Source organism: Lujinxingia sediminis (assembly GCF_004005565.1).
GTDB lineage: Bacteria > Myxococcota_A > Bradymonadia > Bradymonadales > Bradymonadaceae > Lujinxingia > Lujinxingia sediminis.
The window spans coordinates 80976-103009 of the sequence record NZ_SADD01000011.1 but is presented as its reverse complement, the minus strand read 5'-3'; the positions used below and the strand labels follow the sequence as shown (position 1 = coordinate 103009).

Here is a 22034-nt window from a genome sequence, read left to right as displayed (position 1 = left end):
TCCTTATGACGACGCGCGAACTTCGCATCGCCCCCTCGATCCTCTCGGCCGACTTCGCCCGCCTCGGTGAGCAATGCCAGGAGGTGATCGACGCCGGCGCCGACTGGCTGCATGTCGACGTGATGGACGGCCACTACGTACCCAACATCACCATCGGACTGCCCGTGGTCGAGGCCCTGCGTGAGGCGCTGCCGGACGCCTTTCTCGATGTGCACCTGATGATCGACAACCCCGACGACTTCGTCGGTCCCTTCGCCCGCGCCGGCGCCGATCTGGTGTGCTTTCATCCCGAGACCAGCCGCCACCCCCACCGCGCGGTGCACACCATCAAGGGGCTGGGCAAAAAGGCAGGCCTGGCGATCAACCCGGGCACCCCGCTGAGCTGGATCGATCATCTGGCCCATGACCTCGACATGGTCCTGATCATGAGCGTGAACCCCGGCTTTGGCGGCCAGGCATTCATCCCACACACCATCGAGAAGATCGCGCAGCTCAAAGCCCGCCTCGACGCGCTGGGAGTCGATCTCGACATCGAAGTCGACGGCGGCGTCTCCCCCTCCAATGCTGCCCAACTTCGCCAGGCAGGCGCCAACGTGCTGGTGGCCGGAAGCGCCATCTTCGGAGCTCCGAGTTACAAAGACGCCATCGACGCCATCCGCCAGCAGGCCACCCTCTAGGCCTCAACGTCCTTTTGCCCGCAGATTCCTATGGAACGCATCGATCTGAGCACCTGGGCGCGCCGCCCCCACTATGAGTTCTTCCGCGGCTTTGAGCGCCCCTTCTTCGACGTGGCCACCCGCATCGACCTCACTCCCCTGGTGGAGCTGACTCGCCGCAGCACACTGCGCCTCTTTCCCTCGCTGCTGCACAGCGTGTGCGTGGCCGCCAACGCCACCGACGCTCTTCGCCTGCGCCTTGACGACGAGGGCGTGGTTCGCGTCGCTCAGGTCACCCCTTCCTTTACGGTGATGAGCGACCGGGGAACCTTCAATTACGCCACCGCCCCCTTCACCGACGATCTGGCGCGCTTTAGTCGCGAGCTTGGCGAACATGCCGACCGCTCCCGCAACCTGCCCGAACTTTTTCTGGGCGATGATCATCGCCTCGATCTTGTCTACATCACCTCCATGCCCTGGCTGGACTTCCAGAGCATCAGCCACGCCTTCTCCGGCCAGCCGCTGGACTCCGCTCCCCGCATCGCCTGGGGCAAAGTGGTCGAGGTTGAGCCGGGACGCCATGAGGCGACCTTTCAACTCACCGTCCACCACGCCCTGGCCGATGGTCGTGACGCCGCGATCTTCTTTGAGCAGCTGAACACGCGCATTCAGGCCCTGGCCGACCTCCCCGGCTGAGCCCCCCGGGCGCTTTTGCCATCAGCCCCGGCGAGCCTTGCCGCGTGTGAGCCTTACCACCAGTTCGCGCAGCTCTTCCAGAAGCCCCATATACTCCCCGCCCCCCTTCTGCACGATCCGGGTAGCGCTACCCGAGAGGCGCGCGTAGTCCTCCGCGGTGAGGTACTTGGCGGTCATCACTACCACGGGCACGTCTTTGAACTTCGGGCGCTCTCGAAAGCGCGTTAGAAACTCGAACCCGTCGACATGCGGCATCATCAAGTCCAGAAAGACCAGACTGGGCTCGATCGCCTCCAGACGTGCCAGCCCCTCTTCGCCATTGGAGGCCGCGGTCACCCGAAACCCCTCCCGCTCCAGGTGGCGTACCAACATCTGACGGGAGGCCTCGTCGTCTTCGACGACCAGTACATCCCCGTCATCGATCGCGCTCTCGTACGCCTCCATCACCTCCAGGAGCTCGTGCCGATCGACCGGCTTCGACATAAAGTGGTCGGCACCAAAGGCCAGCCCCCGCTGTTTGTCATCGACAAAGGTGAGCATGATCACCGGGATCTTTCGAAGATCGGGATCCTCCTTAAGTCGCTCCAACACTGTCCAGCCGTCCATCCGGGGCATCATCACATCAAGAGTGATCACGTCCGGGCGCACCTCCGAGGCCAGTCTCAACCCCTCGCGTCCGTCGCGTGCGCACACCACGGTATGCCCCACCCGCTCCAGCGTGCGTTTGAGCACCCCGCGGGTGTCGCGATCGTCGTCAATGATCAGGACCAGCTTGGCGTTCTCATTGATTTCGATCTCCTCCGAGAAGCTCACCTGCTCCGCGCCCTTTCCGACAAAGGATCTGGGAATGCCGAGCACCACCACCGTGCCGCGACGCACACTGCGCTCCACGCGGTAGCTGACGCCGAGCAGGTCGGCGAGTTGGCGTAACACGGACTGCTCCAACCTGCGGGCGCGCCCGCGTCGCCCCGGGGAAAGATCGCCCACGCGCAGCTTCACATGCGTTTCATCGGCCTCCAGGGCCACCTCCACCTGGGTGCCAGCGCTAAAGCGCACTGCTTCGCCTATCACGCCGTCAAAGAGTTGCTCGAGCTTCTCGCCGTCGCATTGAACTTCCGCATTGGATGCAGCCCGCTCGATCATGATTGCGATGCCGCGCTGTTGCGCGATGCCCTCAAGCTGCCCCAGCACAGCATCGAGCGCCCGATGCACATCGACGCTGTAAACCTCCGGCTCCACGTCGCCGGCTTCGAGCTGCGCCAGCGAGACGAGGTTGCTGACGATACCAAGGACCTCGGCACCGGAACGCTCAATGCTGGCCAACTTGTCGAGAGCATTCTCCGGAAGTCGCTGACGCTGCTCTTCGCGGAGCAGCTCCGCAAACCCGATCATCGCGTTGACCGGCGTGCGCAGCTCGTGGCTCATCATCGCCCAGCGCCGCCCGGCCATCCATCCGACCATCGCCTGAGTGAGCAGGCCGCGCAGCGCATGCGCGCGCTCCAGCTCAGCTCGGCCAAAGCGCCCCGGCTCGCCATGCACACAGAGCCAGAGCGCCGGATTGATCGCCGTACCTACGCTGACCATCATCACCGAAGCCACCGGCATCGACACCGACGCCAGCATCGTCTGCCAGCCCGCCTGCTCACGCACGTCTTCGAGCACAAGGGGGTGCCCTTCAAGCACCGTCTCGGTCAACGCTCCCACCCACCATTGTAACTCTTCGAGACGAGGGTCACTGGCACACAGAACGCTGATTTCACCATCATCGCGCACCTGCAGGACCGCCCCGCCATCGCCTCCGACCACATCATCGAGAAGCCCGACCACGGCCTTCAATCCGGTCTGTGCGCCGCTCAGGCTGAGCATCTCCAGCCCGCGCATCAGCGTCTCGTGGCGCCTCTTTAACTCGGAGAGCTCCTGGTCGCGGTAATCGTCATCCGGGGGGCCGTGCGTCATCACTCTCACCTCGCCACGAGCCGGCCGCCTCGGGAGAGGGCTCCCCCGGGCCGTAGCGTCGCTGCTCTCATCGATGTAGTGCAAAGGCAACGCGCACCTCTGCCGGAAGTTTCGAAAGGGTATCAGAGTGCCGCACATGCGTCATTTTGTCGAGCCTGATCCGGATGAGGCTCGCCGCGTGACATGCGTTTTCCCGGTCGTATCCGCGTCAGCTGACAGACGTTGAAGCGCCGGAGTGAATGCCCTCGCCATCGTGCAGAAGCCCCGGAGGCTCACCGCAGCTCGCTGCCAGCTAAAAAGGCGTATCGCCACGATGTGTGATGTACCTGGCGGGTTCGTCGTCGCCCCCCGTGCCTCGGCAGTCTCCTCGCTCGCCCTGGTCGTCCTGGTCGTCCTGGTACGCGCGCAGATGCTGGCGGCACCCTCCTCCTGGCTCCACCCTGCTACGCGGCGCCTGACGCTCCATAGGCCAACCTGTGGTGCGCCTTGCCCTTCGGCCGAGCGCGTGCAAATCTTCGCCCCCCCTCGCCGACGTCGCTTCTCTCGAACGTCCCGGAGAGGTCTGATACCGCGACGGTGGACGTGCTTTTCAACGATTGTTCGGGGGATGTGCCCCCCTTTTAATGCCTGTGCAACCCGCATGCTGGCCTTCGCACCGGTCAGCATCCCAACGTATGGAGACTGTATGCGTCGACGCATTGCCCTTTTGACCTGTCTTCTGACCTTCTCGCTGATCGCCTGCGAATCCAAAGAGGACGCCGTAGAAGAGCCCCCCTCCACCGCTGAGCAAGGTGCCACCGAGGAAGGTGCCGCCGAAGAAGGCGCCACCGAGGAAGGTGCCGCCGAAGAAGGCGCTGCCGAAGAAGGCGCCGCCGAGGAGGAAAGCGATCCTCTGGCAGCTCCGGCCGACGTGGCCGCTCCGCCAGCCGACGCCGAAACGACCGCGTCGGGCCTGGCAAGCAAGGTCCTCAAAGAAGGCACCGGTACCGCGCATCCTACCGCCAACTCGACGGTGCGCGCGCACTACACCGGCTGGACCACCGACGGTAAGATGTTCGATAGCTCGGTGAAACGCGGCCAGCCGCTGACGATGCCACTAAACCGGGTGATCGCCGGCTGGACCGAAGGCGTACAGCTGATGGTGGAGGGTGAGAAGCGCCGCTTCTGGATCCCCCAGGATCTGGCCTACAAGGGCGCGCCAGGCATGCCGGCCGGCATGCTCGTCTTCGACGTCGAGCTCATCGAAATCGTCAACTAAAGCGCCGCCCCCCGGGGCTCCCGAAGTACTGGCCGCGCCCGGCCACGGTACTTAGCTTGAAAGGGTGTCCTATCACCCTCGCTACGGGAGCCCCATGAGCCTGCAAACCTCCTCCTCTCAGGAGTCGATCTGGGACTTTCCCAGCCCGCCGGCCGTGCAGCAAAGTTCGCGCCGCATCCGCGTCCTGGTCGAGAGCACACCGATCGCCGACTCCACCCGCGCGCTTCGCCTGGTGCATACCGGCCACGCCCCCCATTTTTATATCCCCCCCGAAGACGTGCGCCTCGATCTTCTGCAGCCCTCCATGCACTGCAGCTTCTGCGAATGGAAGGGCGTGGCCACCTATTACGATCTTCAGATAGGGCCGACCTTCATTGAGGCCGTGGCCTGGTCGTACCTTCAGCCGCCCAAACATTATCAGGCGCTGCGCGACTACATCGCGTTCTACCCCCACAAAGTCGACCGGTGTCTGGTCGATCATATGCGCGCGACACCCGAGCCCCATCCGGAGCGCGGGGGGTGGATCACCCCCGACCTGATCGGTCCCTTTTAGGTCGTCGGCAGAACGTTTTAGTCGTCGCCGAGCACACGACGAAAGCCCACCGCGACGCCCAGCGCATCGATTCGGAAGTACTCCGGCACACGCACCCGTCCGCTCAACTCGAAGCTCTCGACGTCCCCCCAGGGATCAGGCGCTTCCAGGTAGCCCTCGCCGCGAATCGTCAGCTCGTCGAGCTCGCCCTCGACAAAACGAACGCCCGCCTCCATGCAGGCGTCGCCCAGAGTTTTGGTCACCGAAAAAGAACCCGCGACATGGGAAACCTGCACCACCTGCGGCACAAGCTCCTCCGCACAGGGGTATCCCTCCATCAACCATTGTCCCGACAGGGAGAGATCCTCAATCTCGGGAAGAGGTGCGGGGCCGGTATCCGGAAACACACGCCGCATGGTGAGCTCACCCTCGGGGGCAGCAACGCGCATCACATCGCGCCCCGAGGTCTGCACGCTGACGTTTTCATTTCCAAAGCGCACCGCGCCATCACCGGCCGGATCGCCCTCCCAGAGCGTCCCGTCAGGCGTCAGGCAGGCATCCCCTCGTAGCGTGCTCGCTACAAGCTCGCCGCCTTCCTCCACGGCTTCGACCGTGACGATGCGAAGCTGCTCCTGGCCCTGGCAGCGCCCCCCCTCCACCACCCATGTACCCTCGTACTCAAAGGGCCTTCCGTCGCCCTCGGCGGCATCCCCGCAGGCGAAGAGCCCACTTACCATCCCCACCCCCACCACCATCCTTCGAAAAACGCTCACGTCTGCTCCTTGCGCTCCACATGACGCGCCAACGATTCGAGGTCTTTTCGGACCATCTTCTTAAACATAGGCAGCATCAGCCGAGCGAAGAGGTTAAACACGGCGCCCATCTCCATCCCACCGAGTAGCCGCACGTCGGTTCCCCCCTCGCGCTCCTCAAGCTCGTACACGTAGTGGTATTCCCCGCGGCCGGTCGTGCCCTTTTTACCATCGACGTAAAGTTCGAGGCGTCGGCCAGGCTCCAGCGCCCGGATTTCAAAGACCTCCGCGCCCTCACGACCCATGATGTTGCGGACCTCGCGCCAGCTCGACCCGGGGCCGACCTCCCCCTCATCGAGGCGCTCCACACGCACGAAATTCTCCATCCAGGCACCAAAGCCCTCGATGTCGAGCATCGCCGCAAAGACCGCCTCCGGCGGCGCGTTGACATGGTGATTCAGGGTGTACGTGATCGCCACGAGGGCTCCTTGCAGATCAGTGGACCATCAGCGAGAGCACCGGATGCGTCGCAAAGGAGTAGAGGCGCGAGCAGAGGTTCTGCTGGCAGGTGCTCTCCCCCTGCCCCTGAAGCACCAGCGCCTTATGCGCATCGATCAGGCAACGCGCCACCGGCTCGTAGGCCGCGTCGGTGTAGCGCGCATAGAGGTAGTGCTGGTCGAGCTCTGGTGAGTAACGCACGGCCACCCAGGCCTGAGCTCCCAGCGGCATGGCGTCCCCGCCTTCGTTGGCAAGCTCCTGCCCCATGGTGTGGCAGGCAATGGCGTCCTGGAAGACCTCTTCGCCCCCGGCGATGATCGCGTCACTATGCGGGCAAGAGGCATCATCGGCGATGGTGAGATTGCTCAACGTGGCATTCATCGCCACGCCCTCCATGCCCTCACAGAGAACCCGATCGCCGGAGCAGCTGGCCAGCTTCACATCCGGCCCCAACACCCAGACGCTGAACCCTAAACGATGGACATGCGCCGGCGCCTCGGACTGAACTTCACCGAGCACATCACGCATGCGCGCGTGCACACAGCGTCCCAGCTCACTCTCGCTCTCCTCGCCATTGAGGCTGCCCAGGTTAAAGCTGTCCGCAGCGCGCGTGGCCACTGCCTCGAAGTACGCGTTGGTCGTGTCGTAGTCTTCGCCAGCACAGGCTTTAAAGGCCTCGACTCGCTCCTGCATCTTCGCCCAGGTCACCTGGCGAAACGCGGCCTCTGCTTCAAGCTCCGGGTTGGTGTTGCCTTCGTCCCCCGCCGAGTCCGCGCTCGGGCTACCTTCCTCAACCAGGGGCACCTCCGCACGGATCTCCATCGCCAGCTCCCGGGAGTCCTGCGCGGTCTCCGAGGAAGGCTCAACCTCGGTCGCCTCCGCGCTTTCTCCCATCGAGGGCCCCGAAAAACACCCGATCGTCGTCACGGCGAGGCAGGCTACCAACACGTTGTTCAACTTCATGACCGTCCTTGTTACGTTCCGTTACCAGCGCGGCTATCCTCTTGGATTTCCGCGCATATTTCAAGACAGACGACGCCCGAACGCGTGGCGCTGATCCTCAACATGATGCACTTGTGCGACCTTATGCCCCCCCCAGGTGGCGAGGTCATCATCACACTACATGGCTCATCGCCGGCGTCCACCCTTGACCCCGGGTGCGTCCGCATGATCCTTTGCGCGCGCGACCACTCCCAGAGGGGTTGGCCCGCATGTTTTTCCACATACCTGCTGCACCGCCGCCCCCCCCCCCGGCGATCTGCCCCTCCTTCCCCCGGCCCCAACGAGCCCCCGATGCGCGAGCTCCTCCCCCTGCGACATCGCCACGACCGCGCCATCCTGGCGATGGCCATCCCGGCCATTGGCAGCCTGGCCATCGACCCGCTCGTCTCACTGGTCGACACATTCTTCGTCGGGCGCATCGGCACCGCAGAGCTGGCCGCGCTGGGTATCAACAGCGCGCTCTTTGCGATGGCCTTTATCGTCTTCAACTTTCTGGCCTATGCGACCACCCCGAAGATCGCCGCGCACCTGGGCCGCGATGAGGTTGAGGAGGCCGGCCGAGTCGTCAGCCACGCGTTGTGGCTTGCCTTGATATGCGGCGGGTTGATGACGGCGACGCTGCTGGTCTTCGCCGCGCCGCTTCTTGCGCTGATGGGTGCCGCGGGCGACGTCGCCGGGCCTGCCCTCACCTACCTGAAGATCCGCGCCTGGGCTGGCCCGGCATTGCTGATCAGCACGGCAGCCCACGGGGCCTTTCGCGGCTTTCAAGATACGCGTACCCCGATGTGGGTCACGGTGATGCTTAACCTGATCAACCTGGTGCTCGATCCGCTTTTGATCTTCGGACTGGGCTGGGGCATCGCCGGGGCTGCGATCGCCACGGTGGTGGCCCAGTGGTCCGGGGCGTTGCTCTTTCTGTGGCTGCTCCTGGTGCGTCGCCGCGAGGCGATGCGCGTGCCGCTGCTCGCCCCCTCCTTAAGCGGCATGCTGCCGCTGGTGCGGGTGGGAAGCGCGCTTTTGCTGCGCACCGGCGCGCTGGTGGGCACCATGACGCTGGCCACCGCCGTGGCCGCACGCCAGGGCGCCGAATCCGTGGCCGCCCACCAGGTCGCCAACCAACTCTGGGGCTTCTTCGCGCTGCTCATCGACGCGCTCGCCATCGCAGGCCAGGCGCTTCTGGCGAACTTCATCGGCCGCGACGACGTGAAGGAGGCCCGCGCGATGGGCGCGCGCCTCTTGCAATGGGGCCTGGCCACCGGGCTTGTGCTGGGCGCGAGCATCTGGCTCTCGGGCGGTCTTCTGGCGGAGGCGTTTAGCACCGATGCCGAGGTCATCGCCGGCATCCTCATGCTCATCCCCTTCGTCGCCGTCTTACAACCGCTCAACGCGCTCGTCTTTGTCTGGGACGGGCTCTACATGGGCACCCAGGCCTTCGGGTTTCTGGCTCGGGCGATGCTTTTGAGCGCGGGTGTCGCCGGTGCTCTGCTGCTGGCCACAAATCCGCTTGGCTGGGGACTCATCGGGGTGTGGTCAGCCATCACCTCGCTGATGATCGTGCGCGGGCTGACCCTGGGCGTGCCCTGGGCGACGCGGCGAGTGCCGGGGCTCGACTAAACAGGTCAGCCGCGAAGATCGATGACGCGGCTGGCGTTTTTATACCGCACCTTAAAGCCCCGAAATCTCGGCAGGAGGTTGGCCTTCGGGTCGGCCGCCCGCGCCGTCTTCTTGTCCATCGGCGTCATGGTCACCCGTTTGGCCATTGGCGAGACCTGGCAGTGGTAGCGAAAGCCCAGATGCTCCCACACCCGCGGAAACTCCTCGCGCAGCGGGTCGAGATCAAAGCGGTGAATCGTTAGCTCCGCTTCCAGATCCGGGCGAAGATCCTCGGGCTCGACCAGCATCAGGTCCTGCTCACTCTCCACACCTAAAAGGCGCAGGCGCTCCATAAGAAACGTGTGCGGCGCAGGCGGCGGATCTTCCCCCGTCCAGCTGCGATCGAGGGTGGGCCAACCGGCCAGCACCTCCCAGATATGAAGATCATCGAGCACATCCTCGCCGGCGGGCTTAAGAATCCGCCCCTCCAGGATGGCTTGTGCCGCCGCCTCTACGAGCTCCGGACCGCGCAGGGCCTCTTCGGCCGCCGAGAGGGCCACGCCGGCCAGGGCCCGCTCCACGCGGGCCCGAACATAGGGCGCGCCACGGTGGTTGCCGGCACGCACCTCACCGATCTTGCGCTCTCCAACATCAGCGCTCACGAGGTCGGCGTAGGTGCAGGGCAACACCATCTTGCCGGAGCCGCGCACCCCGGTGCCATCATCGCCGATCCAGAAGGTATCCAGAATCACCCCGGCCACCGGATCGACCGGCGCTTTCTCCCCATCTTTGAGCGCCGGGCTGGCAAAGGGCCACACCAGAAGTTCGATCTCGCCATTTCCCCAGGGCTCGGGCTTGCCGCGCACCGCTCGCCCGTCGACGCGTTTTTTGAGCGCGCGGCTTCGCACCACAAAGGCCGACTCCGGGATACGCTTTAAGGCGTGGCGCACAAGCTCGGCGGAGGAGGCCAGGGGCGCATTGGCCTGCTCGGCGCTTACGCCCACCACCTCGCGCAACGAGCGGGCGATCTGGCGGACCTCACGCAGCGCCGCCGGGCGAAGCCCGTGGCGGCGCACCTCACCGTGACGAAGCGCGGCGAGCTGCAGGCTGACCTCGTCGTGCAGCCCCTCGAAAAGATCGCGCCGGGCCTCGCGAACCTCCTCGTTGCGCCCGCGCAGAAGATGGTCGGGAAGGAGCAGGTCCTGGCCGCGCTGCAAGATGGCCACAAGGTCGCAGAGCGTGGCGGCAAGCTCGGCGGGCGGGTCGATGAGCAGACGCCCCTCGGCACCACTCACCGGCATCGTGGCGAGCGCCCGGCCGAGCGTCGTCAGGTGGCCCCGATCGTCCAGGGCCCGAGCGCGCCGCAGGCGCGCTCGGGCCTGCTCCACCGCAAACCCGGGCGGCATGGAAATCCAGGGGGCATCGAGAAACGCCCGCCCCTCCAAGCCCACGGAGGCCGCCGCCAGCAACACATCGTCGAGCTCAATCCGCTCGATCTCCGGAGCGGCATGAGGCTCTGGCGAGTAGCGCTCGCTCCACAGCCTCACACACCGACCCTGGCGCACACGGCCCGCCCGCCCGGCGCGCTGATCCATCGACGCCTCGGCCACCGCCACCAGCGCCAGCGCCGAGCGCCCTCCCCGGTGCACACGCATCCGGGCCAGCCCGCTGTCGAGCACCAGCGTCACCCCCGGAAGCGTCACCGACGTCTCCGCCACATTGGTCGCCAGAAACACGCGCCGGCGAGGAGCCTCGGGCCTGAATGCTCGCTGAATCTCATCGACCGGAAGGCTCCCGTGCACCTGCACGATCTCCAGATTGAGCGCGCGCGAAAGCCCTACCAGGGCATCTTCAACGGCCTGAATCTCACGCTTGCCCGGCAAAAACACGAGTGCATCGCCCCCGTCGTCCTCCCCGCTTCCGAGCGCTCCGGCCAGCGCATCACGCACCCTTGCGGCCAACCCATCGCCGGTGGGTGCCGGAACGTCATCGGCGTAGCGAACCTCCACCGGATAGGTGCGACCGCTGGCGTGATGCACCATCGCGTCGATGCGCCCGGCGATCGCCTCGGCATCAACCGTGGCGGACGTCAGCACCACATGCCCCTTATACCCACCGGTGGCCTGCGCCCGCAGGAGCGCCGCGCTGAGCACATCGACCTCCCAGCCGCGCTCGTGAAACTCATCGATGAGCACCGCTCCAAAACGCGCCCGCTCACCGCCCTCCTCGCTCAACATCCTGAGCGCGATGCCGGTCGTCGCAAAAAGCACCCGTGTCTCGGCGCTGCTGCAATCCTCAAAGCGCACCCGGTAGCCCACCGACGCCCCGACCTCCTCGCCATGCTGCCCCGCCAGAAACCCCGCCAGCGAGCGGCACGCCACTCGCCGGGGCTCGACCACCAGCACTGGCTTCCCGGTGAACTCAGCCAGCCACAACGGCAGGCGCGTCGACTTCCCGGAGCCGGTCGGTGCGGTCAAAATGTGGCGGGGATGCGCGCGCAGCGCCTCCATAAATTGCGGGCGAATCGCATCAACGGGCAGTTCCAAAAAAGCCTCCGGCAGCAGAAGTTGCAGCCGCACTCATACCCCCAACGCCTCCATATTCTCAATGCGACCGGCCGATCACCTCGGCACTCAGCGGTAGCCTTCGGCCTGCAGATTAAAGAGGCGCGCGTACGTTCCCCCCTCACGCATCAACTCCTCATGGCTGCCAAGCTCGCTGATCTGCCCGTCTTCAAGCACCGCGATGCGATCGGCCATTCGCACCGTCGAGAAGCGGTGCGAGATCAGGATCGCCATCTGCCGATCCGTCAGCTCTTTGATGCGCTCAAAGACCTCCGACTCAGCCTGTGCGTCCATCGCCGAGGTGGGCTCATCAAAGACCAGAATGTCGGAGCGCTCGCGCATAAACGCCCGCGCCAACGCGATCTTCTGCCACTGCCCTCCCGAGAGCTCCCGACCGTCTTTAAACCACCGCCCCAGCTGCGTATGAAAGCCCGCCGGCATCGACGCCACAAAGTCGTCAGCCATCCCCCGGGCCGCCGCCCGCTCCCAGCGCGCCTCATCCTCCAGGAACGCCACGTCGCCCACCCCGATGTTCTCGCCAACCTTAAACTGGTAGCGCACAAAATCCTGAAAGATCACCCCCACGCGTCGATGCAATTCTCCGAGCTGCCAGTCCCGAAGATCGGTGCCATCGAGCAAGATCCGCCCGCGCGAGGGCTTATAAAGACGCGTCAAGAGCTTGATCAGCGTGGTCTTCCCCGAGCCGTTCTCCCCCACCAGCGCAAGTTTCTGCCCCGGCGGAAGATGCAGGCTTAACCCGCGCAGTGCCGCATCGTCCTGACCGGGGTAGCGAAACCATACATCCTCAAAACGCAGTCCGTCGCCCGGCCGCTCCCCCTGGCTTACCCCCTCATCGGTCGACTCCACCGGCTCATCGAGCAGCTCGTAGAGCGTGGAGAGGTAGAGATTATCCTCATACATGCCCCCCACCGAGTTCAGGCTGGCCGAGACCGCCGACTGCCCCTGCTTAAAGAGCAGGAGATACATGGTCATATCCCCCAGCGTGATGCGCCCGTACACCGTCTCAAGCACCACCCAGACATACGCCCCGTAGAACGCACCGGTGCTCAACAGCCCCAGCGCATACCCCCAGAAACCGCGCCGCAGCGTCAGGCTGCGATCCTCGCCATAGACCACATCGAAGATCCTCCGATATCGATCCAGCAACATCGGCCCCAGCCCGAAGAGCTTGACCTCCTTGGCGTAGTCTTCGCGGGCCAGCACCGTCTCCAGGTACATCTGCTGGCGTGCCTCTGGCGAGCGCCAGCGAAAGAGCCGAAAGGCCTCCCCGCTAAAGCGCGTCTCGACCAGAAAGGCCGGAAGACCCGCTGCAAACAAAATCACCACCGCCCATGGCGAGAGCTGCCACAGAAGCACCGCGGCCCCCACAAGTGTGATGGCATTTTGCACCAGCGAAAACGTGCGATTCACCAGACTCAACGGCCGCGACGACGCCTCGCGCCGGGCTCGGGTGAGTTTGTCGTAGAACTCGCTGTCTTCGAACTGCGTCAGACTCAGCTCCAGCGACTTCTCCAGGATCATCGTGTTGACCCGGTGGCCCAGCTGCGCGCGCAGCAGGCTCTGGGCCACGCCCAACCCCCTCTGCGCTCCGGCCATCAGCACCACCAGCCCCGCCTCCACCGCCACATAGACCAGCGCCAGATTGCGATCGGTCGCAAGCCCCGAGGCCGCCGCCTCTACCACCTGGTCGACGATGAGCTTTCCCACATACGCAATCGCCGCCGGCATCACCCCGGCCACCAGCGTCAAAAGCCCCAGCATCACGGTGAGCCTCGCGCTGGTCGTCCACACCAGACGCAGCGCCTCCCCGCTGTAGCGAAACACCCCCAGATAACGCTCCCCGGCGGGGACCCCTGCTTCTGGAGATTCAGGCTGACTATGGCGATGTGACATCATCCCTCGTCGTCTACAAAAAAGAGCGCTTCGATCGCGCACTCTGGCCCCGGCTCGTCGTCACGTCCAGGGGAGAAACGCCGACACACCCCGTTACATCCATCCGCAAACGCGATTTTTGCGCGTCCGCATGGCGGTCCGAAGCACGTCTTACCGCCACACCGAAAGCCAGAAATCCACAACAATATCAAAACCTTCCACACAAACCCCTCTTCCCAGATCCCCCGCCCCGACCGCCTCGCATCACCCAATTCCTACCTCATGCGTGGCAATTCCCCTTGCCAGCCGCGCGCGCAATCCCGGATAGTGATAGGTGACTGAGTACTTTTCACAATCTGCGCGCGGGCTCGCCAGGGCGACATCCCGCGCTCTTTCCAACAGCACTTCCGCACGTTGCGGACGCGCTGCGCGCAGTGGGACGAGCGTATGTCAGATCGCGACGACGCGACACGCATCTCGATTCCGGGGCCGCAGGGTGGGGACCTGCCTTTTGCCACCATTGTTGAGACCATCAACGATGGCATTCTCGTCTGCAGGATGGATGGCGAGATCGTCTACGCCAACATCAGCATGGCGAGCATGCTCGGTTATGAACAGAACGAGATGGTCGGCAAGACCCTCTTCGACTTCATGACCGAGGAGTGGGCGCAGCGGGCCCGCGATAACCTCGCGCGACGCAGCGAGGGCGTCGCTGAGATGTTCGATCACCAGTTTGCCCACCGCAACGGAGGCGGCCTCTGGAGCCTCGTCTCCGCCAAGCCCATGCGCGAGGCCGACGGCTCGCAGTGGGGCTCGCTGGTGGCCATCCAGGACATCTCCACTCGCAAAGAGATGGAAGAAGAGCTGCGCCAGGCCCGCGATGAACTTGAGCGCCGCGTGGCCGAGCGCACCGAACAACTCGTCGAGATCAACGCTCGTCTTCAGCGCGAAGTCGAAGAGCGCACCGAGGCCGAACAACGTGCCCTGGAAGCCAGCCGCGCCAAGAGCGCCTTTCTGGCCAACATGAGCCACGAGCTGCGCACGCCGCTCAACGCCGTCATCGGTTACACCGAACTCATCCAGGAAGATCTCAGCCACGGCATCGACGCCCTCGACCTTGCAAGCGTCGCTCGCGATCTCAGCAAGGTGCACGCATCCGCCAACCACCTCCTCTCGCTTATCAACGACATCCTCGACCTCTCCAAAGTCGAGGCGGGCAAGATGGAACTCTTCAACGAGAGCTTCGATCTGGGCCACCTTGTCCAGGAAGTCGTCGATACCATCGATCCCCTGGCCCGAAAGAGCGAGAACCACATTGAGCTCGCCAATCACTACCACGGCGATCTGGTTGCCGACCGCACCAAGCTCAAGCAGGTGCTGCTCAATCTCATGAGCAACGCCGTCAAATTCACCGACAAGGGCTCCATTCGCCTGGTCACCTCCCCGACCACCATTCACGGCAGCGCCGGGGTATGCCTGGAGGTCACCGACAGCGGCATGGGGATCTCCTCCGACAAGATCGAACGCCTCTTCCAGCCCTTCACCCAGGCCGACGAGTCCACCACTCGCCGCCACGGTGGCACCGGACTGGGCCTGACCATCTGCAAACGTTTCTGCGAGATGATGGGCGGCACCATTGAGGTGGAGAGTGAGCCCGGCGAGGGCACCACCTTCCGGGTGAAGATCCCCTCGGCCGATCCGGCGGGCCTCAACGAGTCTTCCAACGTGGTCTGGCGCCCCGACTTCGAGCGTGGCGCACTCGCCCCCGACGCCCCGCGCGGCCCCCGGGTGCTCATCATCGACGATGACCCCAACGTCCACGAGCTCATCCATCGCATCCTCGCCCCGCGCGGCTTCCAGCTCATCTCGGCCTACTCCGGCGACCAGGGCCTGGAGCTGGCCCGCGAGCAACTTCCCGATGTCATCACCCTTGATGTCATGATGCCCGGACGCGACGGCTGGAGCGTTCTCTCCACGCTCAAATCCCAGTCTGGCCTGGAGCATATCCCGGTGGTCATGGTCTCGATGATCGATGATCGCAACATCGGCTTCGCGCTCGGTGCCACTGATTATCTCGTCAAACCCATCCAGCGCGATCGCCTGCTCAAGACCCTCTCCCGCTTCCACCCCGAGGAGGGGGCCAGCGCGCTGGTCGTCGAAGATGAGCCGGCCATCCGCGAGATGATCTCGCGACACCTCCGCAACGCCGGCTGGCGTGTGGAGGCTGCCGAAAACGGCCGCAAAGCCCTGGAGCTTCTCGATGAGGAGCGCCCCGATGTGGTCATCCTCGATCTGATGATGCCCGAGATGGACGGCTTTGAGGTCGCCGAGCTCATGCGTCAGGAGCCTCGCTGGAGAGACATCCCCATCGTCGTCGTGACCGCCATGGACCTCGACGCCGCCGAGACGGCACGACTGCGCCGCTCGGTCTCCCGCATCTTAAGTAAAAACGTCCGCTCCATCGAAGAGGTCATGACCGAAGTCATGGACGTCATCGGCCTGAGCACCACATCGACCAAGGTACGCATCTAGCCCCACCACCCCACACACCAGGAGTCGCCATGAAGAAGATACTTCAGCTAGACGGCCGCACCCTCGCCTACCACATCCATGGCGAGGGCTCCGAAGATCTCGTGCTCGTGCATGGCTGGATGGTCTCCGGCGCGGTCTTCAATCGACTCCTCCCTCTCCTCGACACACGCTTCCGCGTGATCATCCCCGATCATCGCGGTGCCGGCGAGTCGGCCTCCTGCGCCACCTATGGCCTTGAGGATTACGTCGCCGACCTCGACGCCATCTCGCAACACGCCGGCGTCTCCTCCTTTAACCTCCTGGGCCACTCGATGGGCGGGCAGATTGCCCAGCTCTACGCGGCGACCTACCCGGAGAAGGTCAAAAAACTCGCGCTGATCAACACCGTCCCGGCCACCGGCATGCAACTTCCGCCCGAGGCCCACGAGCTCTTCATAAACGCCGGCGAAAAACGCGAGATGCTCAACGCGATTCTCGGCATGGCTACCCTCGATCTTCCCGATGGTGCGCTCGAAGAGTTGCTCGACGATGCCATGACGATCCCCGCGGACTGCGTCCGTCAGTCCTACGAGAGCTGGACCGGCGGCGGCATCGAAGCAAGCCTTGCGAAGATTCAGGCCACCACCCTTGTCGTCGGCACAGACGATCCCTTCCTGCCCCACGACTTCCTCAAAGCGGCGGTGGTCGAGCCCATCAACGACGCCTCCTTCGCCGTGGTCTCCGGCGCTGGCCACTACCCCCAGGTCGAGCGCAGCAGCGAGCTGGCCGCACTCCTCAACGATTTTTACTGATGCACCCCGCCGGCCCCCCCTCTGCGGGGGGCCCTCTTCATCCCCTTTGAGCCGCGAGGTCCTATGGTCTGATCCGGTACAACGCGAAACGCCGACGACACGTTTTCCCGTCGTTGGTGCCCCTGATTTAAGTGTCGATTCATGTGGTTACAAAGGAGTACGACAATGAAGAACACGATGAAGATCGCAGCGCTCTCGATGGTGGTGGGGATGGCAGGCATCGTGGGCTGTGGGGAACAGCCCGCCCCGGACGACACCAACACGCAGATCGCGCAGTCGTTGGGGGACGAAGCCGAGCTTCGCTACGCGCGTACCAGGGATCAGAAAGACATCGCTTACCGCGTCATCGGCGATGGCGATCAGGATGTCGTGCTCGTGCACGGCTGGATGGTCTCCGGCGCGGTCTACGACAACCTCATTGAAGAGCTGGCCGGCCCGGACTACCGCCTGATCGTACCCGATCTTCGCGGCAGCGGGCTCTCCAGCATGCCCAACGGTGGCTACTCGCTTCGCAACTACATCAAAGACATGCAGGCGGTGATTGATGACGCCGATGCCGATGACTTCGTGCTCGTCGGGCACTCGATGGGCGGGGCCCTGGCCCAGCTCTACGCCTCCAGCTACGACGACGATATCGAAGGGTTGATCTTGATGTCGCCGGTGCCCGCGTCCGGCTTCCCCCTGCCTCAGGAGAGCTATGATCTCTTCGCGGCGGCGGCCTACGACGCCTCCCTCCAGGAGCTGATCATTCAGATCTCCAGCGTGGATATTCAGCCCGACGATTTTGCTGCGATGGCCGCAGATGCCGCGGGCGTCTCACCACAGGCCATCCGCCAGGCGCTCGACTCCTGGACCGGCGCTGACTTCGCCGACAAGCTCCATAAAATCGATGCCGAGACGCTCATCCTGGTCTCCGACGATCCCTTCATGAACCCGGCCCTGCTTCAGGCCGCCGTCGGCGACCTGATCGAGGACAGCGTGGTGGAGTACTTCCCCGGCAGCGGTCACTACCTCCAGGTCGAAGATCCCGCCTCAACCGCGGCACATATCGACAGCTTCATCAGTGGCCTCGACTGAAAGCTTTACCTGCTGCATAATGCCGGCCTGGAACTCAGCGATGAGCTCCGGGCCGCACTGCCCGGCCCACCGAGAATGCTTGAGGGTCGGGCGTTTTTGTATCGCAGTCTTGCGTTTAGGGACCACCAGATGAGCAGTTGGAAAAAGATTGCTGGAGTCATCGGCGGGGTCGCCGTCATCGGCGCGGGCGCCGCGCTGGCGCAGGGCGCCTTTCTCGCCGCCGCGCTGGTCATGCTGGGCGGCCTGGCCTCGATCGCCTACACCCGCTCGGTGCTCAGCCCCTACGGGGAAGTCATCGACGCGGTCGAACGCCTGGCCCAGGGGGATCTCACCCAGCCCCGCCTCACGCTCAACCTCGATGGCGAAGTCGGCCGCATGGCCACCGCCGTCAACCAGCTCCTCACCCAGCTGCGCATGCTCAGCGAAGAGGCCACCGAGCTTGCCAACGGCTACATCGGCGTGCGTCAGCTCCAGAGCAAGGTCCTTGAAACCGGTCAGCTCTCGGCGGTTGATCTACCCGCCAGCGCCAGCCAGGGCGATCTCAACCGCAGCTTCGCCCAGCTCACCAACCAGCTGCGCCGGCTCACCGTCAAAGCCTACATCATCGCCAACGACCAGCTCTTCAACCCGGCCCTCGACGAGGAGCTCCCCGGCGAACTTGGTGACTCCTTCGGAATGATGGTGCGCAACCTGCGGCACCTGGCCGGGCGCGCCCGACAGATCGCCGGCGGCGACCTCACAAGTCAGGTCGAAGGCGACGGCGACCTCACCAACGTGTTTAACGAAATGGTCACCGGACTGCGTGAAGTCGTCGAGGAGATCATGCGCAGCGCCCTGCACGTGGCCACCTCCACCGAAGAGATGCTCCAGGTGCTCCACCAGCACGAGAACTCCGCCCAGCACCAGGCCGCCAAGATCCGCCAGACCCAGCTCACCGTCGAAGGCCTCTTCAACTCGTCGGACGCCATCGCCGACAGCGCCCGACAGGTCTCCCGCGCCGCCGAGGACACCTGCCAGAAAAACCGCCAGATCGGCGCGCATATCCAGGAACTCAATCAGCATAGCGAGCGCATCTCCGAGATCCTCAAGCTCATCAAAAGCATCGCCGACCGCTCCGACCTGCTGGCGCTTAACGCCAGCCTGGAAGGGGCCCGCGCCGGTGAGGCCGGCAAGGGCTTCGCGCTGGTCGCCAACGAGATGCGCCGCCTTGCCGAGAACACCATGGAGTCGGTCGGCGCCATCAAGGGCCTGGTCGGCGATATCCAGGACAGCGCCCGCACCACCGCGGTGGCCTGCCAGGAAGGCCTCGATCGTTCCGAAGAGACCACCGAGGTTGCCACAAAAATCAAGGTGGTTACTCAGGACCAGCGCGAGAACACCGGCGAGGTTAACCGCGCCATGGAAGACCTCTCGCGTCTGGTCACCAACTCGGTGGCAGGCATCCGACAGGTCACCGTAACCGCATCCGAGCTTGCGACCCTTTCGGAATCCCTGCGAGAAATGGTAGAGCGGTTCGACGTCGGTGATCGCCACGGTGTGGAGCGCTGGAAAGTTGAAGCGCCCGCGCCGGCGGCGAACCTGCAAAGCACCCACGGATGACACCCGATGTCGGGGAGCCAGACGACACTCGTGCCTGATATGCTCGCGTGCTCCTCATGAGTTTAGGAAAAGTGACATCGACCACGTTTAACGAGAGTAACGCAATGGCGAAGATCCTCCTCGTAGAAGACAATGAAATGAACCGTGACATGTTGGCTCGTCGCCTTCAGCGCCGCGGCTTTACTGTGGCCGTGGCCACCGATGGTCAGGAAGCCGTCAACATGAGCCGCAGCGAAGCTCCCGATCTCATCCTGATGGATCTGAGCCTCCCGGTGATGGACGGCTGGGAAGCCACCCGCCAGATCAAGGCCCACGCTCCCACCGCCAAGATCCCTCTCATCGCACTGACCGCCCACGCCCTGGAGAGCGATCGCACCAAAGCGCTCGACATCGGCTGCGACGACTTTGAAACCAAGCCGGTCGACATCGAGCGACTGCTCGGCAAGATGAACGCCTTTCTCGAAGGCTGATCGTCGTCGACAAGGCTCCCCGACGGGCCTTCTTTAAGCGCCCTCCGCACCTGCGGCGGGCGTTTTTTTTAGCCTTGATGTAGGTGTTTTCCCTGCCCCCTCATCCCTTCTCTAAAGGAGTGTGTATGCGAACTCGCCCCCTTTTGACCGCCCTTCTTGCCTCCACCGCCCTGCTCACGGGCGGCCTTATGGCCTGCGCCACCCCACAACAGGACACCGGCACCGCCCGCTCCGAGCTCCAGGCCGTCAACCTGAGCACCGCCCCCACCACCGAGGGCAACCTGGTGCTCAGCCTGGAAAACAAGGCTCAGCGCCCGCTGAAGGTCGACCTCTGCCGGGCCACACTGCACATCGAGGTCGATGGAGAATGGCAGCCCTCCACCGCCCGGCCCGACTGGCTCAGCTGCGATGACTCCAGCGAGGCGGTGCTCGTCAACCCCGGCGCTATGCGCGAGGCCTCCTTTAACCCGACAGGCCTTGAGCCGGGCCGCTACCGCTTCTCCACCGCCATCGAGATGCCCGTGGGCCTGGATTTCAAGCAGGTCACCTCCGGTGCCTTCGATATCGTGGCGCCGCCGGCCAGCACTGAGCCTGCTGAGCCTGCTGAGCCTGCTGAGCCCGCCGAACCCGGCGACGAGGTCACCCCCGAAGGCGACGCCACGGACGAGCTCCCCCCGGAAGGCGACGCCGCCGAAGAGCTCACTCCCGAAGGCTGAGCCCGCACCCCATCGTACCTCCCCGGCCCACCCCCACGCCGGCCCGAGCTTTGCGCTCCGGCCGGCGTGGGTAGTTTTAGGCTATGCGACATCGTCGTCGGGGGGCGCTCTCGAAGACCTCCGGCAGACCTGCTGCCCCCTCAAAAGGGAGGTCGCCATGAGCAATCAGATGCGCCAGCACCTGCGCTTTCGCCTCATTCATCGCCTGCGCTGGCTCCGCCACAAACCCACCCTCGGCTACCTGGGCTACGGTGTCTTCGTGGACCGCAACGTCGCCCTGATGCGCTACCCGGCCAACATCCACATCGGCGCCCACACCGTCCTCAAAGAGGGTGCCCGGCTCTGCGCCTGCAACCCCCGGGCGCATATCCGCATCGGTCAGAACTGCTCGATCGGCTACCACACCTACCTCTTCGCCTCGGCCGGCATCACCATCGGCCGCGATTGCCTGATCGCGCCCTTTGTCTACATCGTCGACAGCGACCACCAGGCCCGCCGCAGCGCCCCCATCCACACCCAGCCCAACGAGGCCGAAGCGATCGTCATCGAAGACGACGTCTGGATCGGGGCCGGCGCCAAAATCCTCAAAGGTGTACGCATCGGAAAAGGCGCCATCGTGGCCGCCGGGGCCATTGTGCGCCGCGACGTTCCCTCCTACGCCATCGTCGGTGGCGTACCCGCAAAAGCCCTGGGAGAGCGCAAATGATCCCTCATCCCCGCGTTGGCGCCGTCGTAGTGAGCCGCTACTCCTCCAGCCGCCTCCCCGGAAAGGCCCTGATGCCCCTGGGAGGCCGCCCTCTGCTCGGCTTTGTGCTCGAACGCCTGACCCATGCGCTCCCCTTAGACGACATCGTCGTGGCCACCTCGGTGGAATCCTCCGATGACCCGATCGCCCGCTTCTGCCGCGCGGAGGGCGTGAGCTGCTACCGCGGCGATCTGCACGATGTGGCCGGACGCTTCGCCGGTGCTGCGCGTACCGCCGGCTTCGACTTTGCCGCGCGCATCAACGGCGACAACGCCTTTGTCGACATCCCCACCCTGCGCCAGATGATCGCCATCGCCCGGAACAATCACCTCGACTTTTTGAGCAACGTCGACGGCCGAACCTTCCCCGTCGGCATGAGCATCGAGATCCTCCGCACCGCCTTTTACATCCGCCACCTCAACCACCTCACCCGCCACGACCACCTCGAACACGTCACACTCGCCCTCTACCAGCGCCCCCACCTGGGCCGACGCCTCTACGTCTACAACACCCACCACCCCGAAGCCGCCGGGCTTCACCTGGCCATCGACGAGCTCCCCGACCTCATCTTCGCCCGCAGCCTCGTCGCCCGTATGCACGGCCCCCACACCGACTACGACCTCGCCAGGCTCCTCCAACTCATCCACCCGTCACAGGGTCACACCGACGATTCCCACGGAACCCTGGCGAGCCCCTGAGGCCCC

19 protein-coding genes are annotated in these 22034 nt (G+C 64.6%); 13 read left to right on the top strand and 6 right to left on the bottom strand.

Annotation, left to right across the window (positions count from 1 at the left end):
- Nucleotides 1-5 precede the first annotated feature (5 nt).
- Nucleotides 6-677 carry a ribulose-phosphate 3-epimerase gene (gene rpe, locus EA187_RS15550; RefSeq protein WP_115603678.1) on the top strand — a complete coding sequence of 224 codons (672 nt, stop codon included), beginning with the start codon at nucleotides 6-8 and terminating at the stop codon, nucleotides 675-677.
- Between the two features lie 30 nt (nucleotides 678-707).
- Nucleotides 708-1352: a CatA-like O-acetyltransferase gene (locus EA187_RS15545; RefSeq protein ID WP_127780850.1), complete on the top strand. Its 645-nt coding sequence runs from the start codon at nucleotides 708-710 to the stop codon at nucleotides 1350-1352.
- Between the two features lie 21 nt (nucleotides 1353-1373).
- Here the strand turns inward: EA187_RS15545 and EA187_RS15540 are convergent, their stop codons facing one another.
- Nucleotides 1374-3308, bottom strand: coding sequence for a response regulator (locus tag EA187_RS15540; RefSeq protein ID WP_164856319.1), 1935 nt, complete (start codon nucleotides 3306-3308; stop codon nucleotides 1374-1376).
- Between the two features lie 685 nt (nucleotides 3309-3993).
- Here EA187_RS15540 and EA187_RS15535 point away from each other — a divergent pair.
- Both EA187_RS15535 and EA187_RS15530 read left to right on the top strand, forming a co-directional pair.
- Nucleotides 3994-4566 (top strand): FKBP-type peptidyl-prolyl cis-trans isomerase, encoded by a 573-nt coding sequence (locus EA187_RS15535; RefSeq protein WP_127780848.1) that lies wholly within the window; start codon nucleotides 3994-3996, stop codon nucleotides 4564-4566.
- Nucleotides 4567-4660: 94 nt separating this feature from the next.
- On the top strand, nucleotides 4661-5119 hold the full coding sequence (locus tag EA187_RS15530; protein ID WP_115603674.1) for a DUF427 domain-containing protein: 459 nt from the start codon (nucleotides 4661-4663) through the stop codon (nucleotides 5117-5119).
- 17 nt (nucleotides 5120-5136) lie between these two features.
- Here the strand turns inward: EA187_RS15530 and EA187_RS15525 are convergent, their stop codons facing one another.
- From EA187_RS15525 to EA187_RS15515, 3 genes are read right to left on the bottom strand one after another with little or no spacing between them, the layout of a single operon-like run.
- The gene (locus EA187_RS15525) at nucleotides 5137-5871 is read right to left on the bottom strand and encodes a hypothetical protein (protein WP_127780847.1); all 735 of its coding nucleotides are present in this window, start codon (nucleotides 5869-5871) and stop codon (nucleotides 5137-5139) included.
- The gene (locus tag EA187_RS15520; protein WP_164856318.1) at nucleotides 5868-6329 is read right to left on the bottom strand and encodes an SRPBCC family protein; all 462 of its coding nucleotides are present in this window, start codon (nucleotides 6327-6329) and stop codon (nucleotides 5868-5870) included. Before EA187_RS15520 ends, EA187_RS15525 begins: the two co-directional genes overlap by 4 nt.
- A gap of 16 nt (nucleotides 6330-6345) precedes the next feature.
- Nucleotides 6346-7311 carry a hypothetical protein gene (locus tag EA187_RS15515; RefSeq protein WP_127780845.1) on the bottom strand — a complete coding sequence of 322 codons (966 nt, stop codon included), beginning with the start codon at nucleotides 7309-7311 and terminating at the stop codon, nucleotides 6346-6348.
- A gap of 330 nt (nucleotides 7312-7641) precedes the next feature.
- Here EA187_RS15515 and EA187_RS15510 point away from each other — a divergent pair, with 330 nt between their 5' ends.
- On the top strand, nucleotides 7642-8964 hold the full coding sequence (locus EA187_RS15510; protein ID WP_127780844.1) for an MATE family efflux transporter: 1323 nt from the start codon (nucleotides 7642-7644) through the stop codon (nucleotides 8962-8964).
- Nucleotides 8965-8969: 5 nt separating this feature from the next.
- On the opposite strand, the gene EA187_RS15505 is transcribed toward EA187_RS15510, so the two are convergent.
- Together EA187_RS15505 and EA187_RS15500 are read right to left on the bottom strand one after the other, a co-directional pair.
- Nucleotides 8970-11489 (bottom strand): helicase-related protein, encoded by a 2520-nt coding sequence (locus tag EA187_RS15505; RefSeq protein ID WP_127780843.1) that lies wholly within the window; start codon nucleotides 11487-11489, stop codon nucleotides 8970-8972.
- An 87-nt stretch (nucleotides 11490-11576) separates the two neighbouring features.
- Nucleotides 11577-13421, bottom strand: a complete 1845-nt coding sequence (locus EA187_RS15500) for an ABC transporter ATP-binding protein (protein WP_206524401.1) — start codon at nucleotides 13419-13421, stop codon at nucleotides 11577-11579.
- Nucleotides 13422-13847: 426 nt separating this feature from the next.
- On the opposite strand from EA187_RS15500, the gene EA187_RS15495 reads away from it, so the two are divergent.
- The 8 genes from EA187_RS15495 to EA187_RS15465 all read left to right on the top strand — a co-directional run bounded on the left by EA187_RS15495 (nucleotide 13848) and on the right by EA187_RS15465 (nucleotide 22028).
- Entirely contained in the window at nucleotides 13848-15932 is a 2085-nt protein-coding gene (locus EA187_RS15495; RefSeq protein ID WP_127780842.1) for a PAS domain-containing hybrid sensor histidine kinase/response regulator, read from the top strand.
- A 29-nt stretch (nucleotides 15933-15961) separates the two neighbouring features.
- Nucleotides 15962-16723 (top strand): alpha/beta fold hydrolase, encoded by a 762-nt coding sequence (locus tag EA187_RS15490; protein WP_127780841.1) that lies wholly within the window; start codon nucleotides 15962-15964, stop codon nucleotides 16721-16723.
- A 165-nt stretch (nucleotides 16724-16888) separates the two neighbouring features.
- Nucleotides 16889-17800, top strand: coding sequence for an alpha/beta fold hydrolase (locus tag EA187_RS15485; protein ID WP_164856317.1), 912 nt, complete (start codon nucleotides 16889-16891; stop codon nucleotides 17798-17800).
- 129 nt (nucleotides 17801-17929) lie between these two features.
- Entirely contained in the window at nucleotides 17930-19399 is a 1470-nt protein-coding gene (locus EA187_RS15480) for a methyl-accepting chemotaxis protein (protein ID WP_164856316.1), read from the top strand.
- A 104-nt stretch (nucleotides 19400-19503) separates the two neighbouring features.
- Nucleotides 19504-19869 carry a response regulator gene (locus EA187_RS15475; protein ID WP_115603663.1) on the top strand — a complete coding sequence of 122 codons (366 nt, stop codon included), beginning with the start codon at nucleotides 19504-19506 and terminating at the stop codon, nucleotides 19867-19869.
- 125 nt (nucleotides 19870-19994) lie between these two features.
- Nucleotides 19995-20585 (top strand): hypothetical protein, encoded by a 591-nt coding sequence (locus EA187_RS20460; RefSeq protein ID WP_164856315.1) that lies wholly within the window; start codon nucleotides 19995-19997, stop codon nucleotides 20583-20585.
- Nucleotides 20586-20742: 157 nt separating this feature from the next.
- On the top strand, nucleotides 20743-21291 hold the full coding sequence (locus EA187_RS20455) for an acyltransferase (RefSeq protein WP_164856314.1): 549 nt from the start codon (nucleotides 20743-20745) through the stop codon (nucleotides 21289-21291).
- A complete protein-coding gene (locus EA187_RS15465) occupies nucleotides 21288-22028 on the top strand; it encodes a cytidylyltransferase domain-containing protein (protein WP_127780840.1) in 741 nt (246 codons plus the stop codon). The genes EA187_RS20455 and EA187_RS15465 overlap by 4 nt, the downstream gene beginning before the upstream one ends.
- The last annotated feature ends 6 nt before the right edge of the window (nucleotides 22029-22034 follow it).

What these genes read in the sequence shown, in the direction of transcription:
- EA187_RS15480 (WP_164856316.1), top strand. Translation starts at nt 17,930, where the DNA reads ATGAGCAGTTGGAAAAAGATTGCTGGAGTCATCGGCGGGGTCGCCGTC.
- EA187_RS20460 (WP_164856315.1), top strand. Translation starts at nt 19,995, where the DNA reads ATGCGAACTCGCCCCCTTTTGACCGCCCTTCTTGCCTCCACCGCCCTG.
- rpe (WP_115603678.1), top strand. Translation starts at nt 6, where the DNA reads ATGACGACGCGCGAACTTCGCATCGCCCCCTCGATCCTCTCGGCCGAC.
- EA187_RS15465 (WP_127780840.1), top strand. Translation starts at nt 21,288, where the DNA reads ATGATCCCTCATCCCCGCGTTGGCGCCGTCGTAGTGAGCCGCTACTCC.
- EA187_RS15495 (WP_127780842.1), top strand. Translation starts at nt 13,848, where the DNA reads ATGTCAGATCGCGACGACGCGACACGCATCTCGATTCCGGGGCCGCAG.
- EA187_RS15515 (WP_127780845.1), bottom strand. Translation starts at nt 7,311, where the DNA reads ATGAAGTTGAACAACGTGTTGGTAGCCTGCCTCGCCGTGACGACGATC.
- EA187_RS20455 (WP_164856314.1), top strand. Translation starts at nt 20,743, where the DNA reads ATGAGCAATCAGATGCGCCAGCACCTGCGCTTTCGCCTCATTCATCGC.
- EA187_RS15530 (WP_115603674.1), top strand. Translation starts at nt 4,661, where the DNA reads ATGAGCCTGCAAACCTCCTCCTCTCAGGAGTCGATCTGGGACTTTCCC.
- EA187_RS15485 (WP_164856317.1), top strand. Translation starts at nt 16,889, where the DNA reads ATGAAGAACACGATGAAGATCGCAGCGCTCTCGATGGTGGTGGGGATG.
- EA187_RS15545 (WP_127780850.1), top strand. Translation starts at nt 708, where the DNA reads ATGGAACGCATCGATCTGAGCACCTGGGCGCGCCGCCCCCACTATGAG.
- EA187_RS15510 (WP_127780844.1), top strand. Translation starts at nt 7,642, where the DNA reads ATGCGCGAGCTCCTCCCCCTGCGACATCGCCACGACCGCGCCATCCTG.
- EA187_RS15540 (WP_164856319.1), bottom strand. Translation starts at nt 3,308, where the DNA reads ATGACGCACGGCCCCCCGGATGACGATTACCGCGACCAGGAGCTCTCC.
- EA187_RS15500 (WP_206524401.1), bottom strand. Translation starts at nt 13,421, where the DNA reads ATGTCACATCGCCATAGTCAGCCTGAATCTCCAGAAGCAGGGGTCCCC.
- EA187_RS15535 (WP_127780848.1), top strand. Translation starts at nt 3,994, where the DNA reads ATGCGTCGACGCATTGCCCTTTTGACCTGTCTTCTGACCTTCTCGCTG.
- EA187_RS15490 (WP_127780841.1), top strand. Translation starts at nt 15,962, where the DNA reads ATGAAGAAGATACTTCAGCTAGACGGCCGCACCCTCGCCTACCACATC.
- EA187_RS15475 (WP_115603663.1), top strand. Translation starts at nt 19,504, where the DNA reads ATGGCGAAGATCCTCCTCGTAGAAGACAATGAAATGAACCGTGACATG.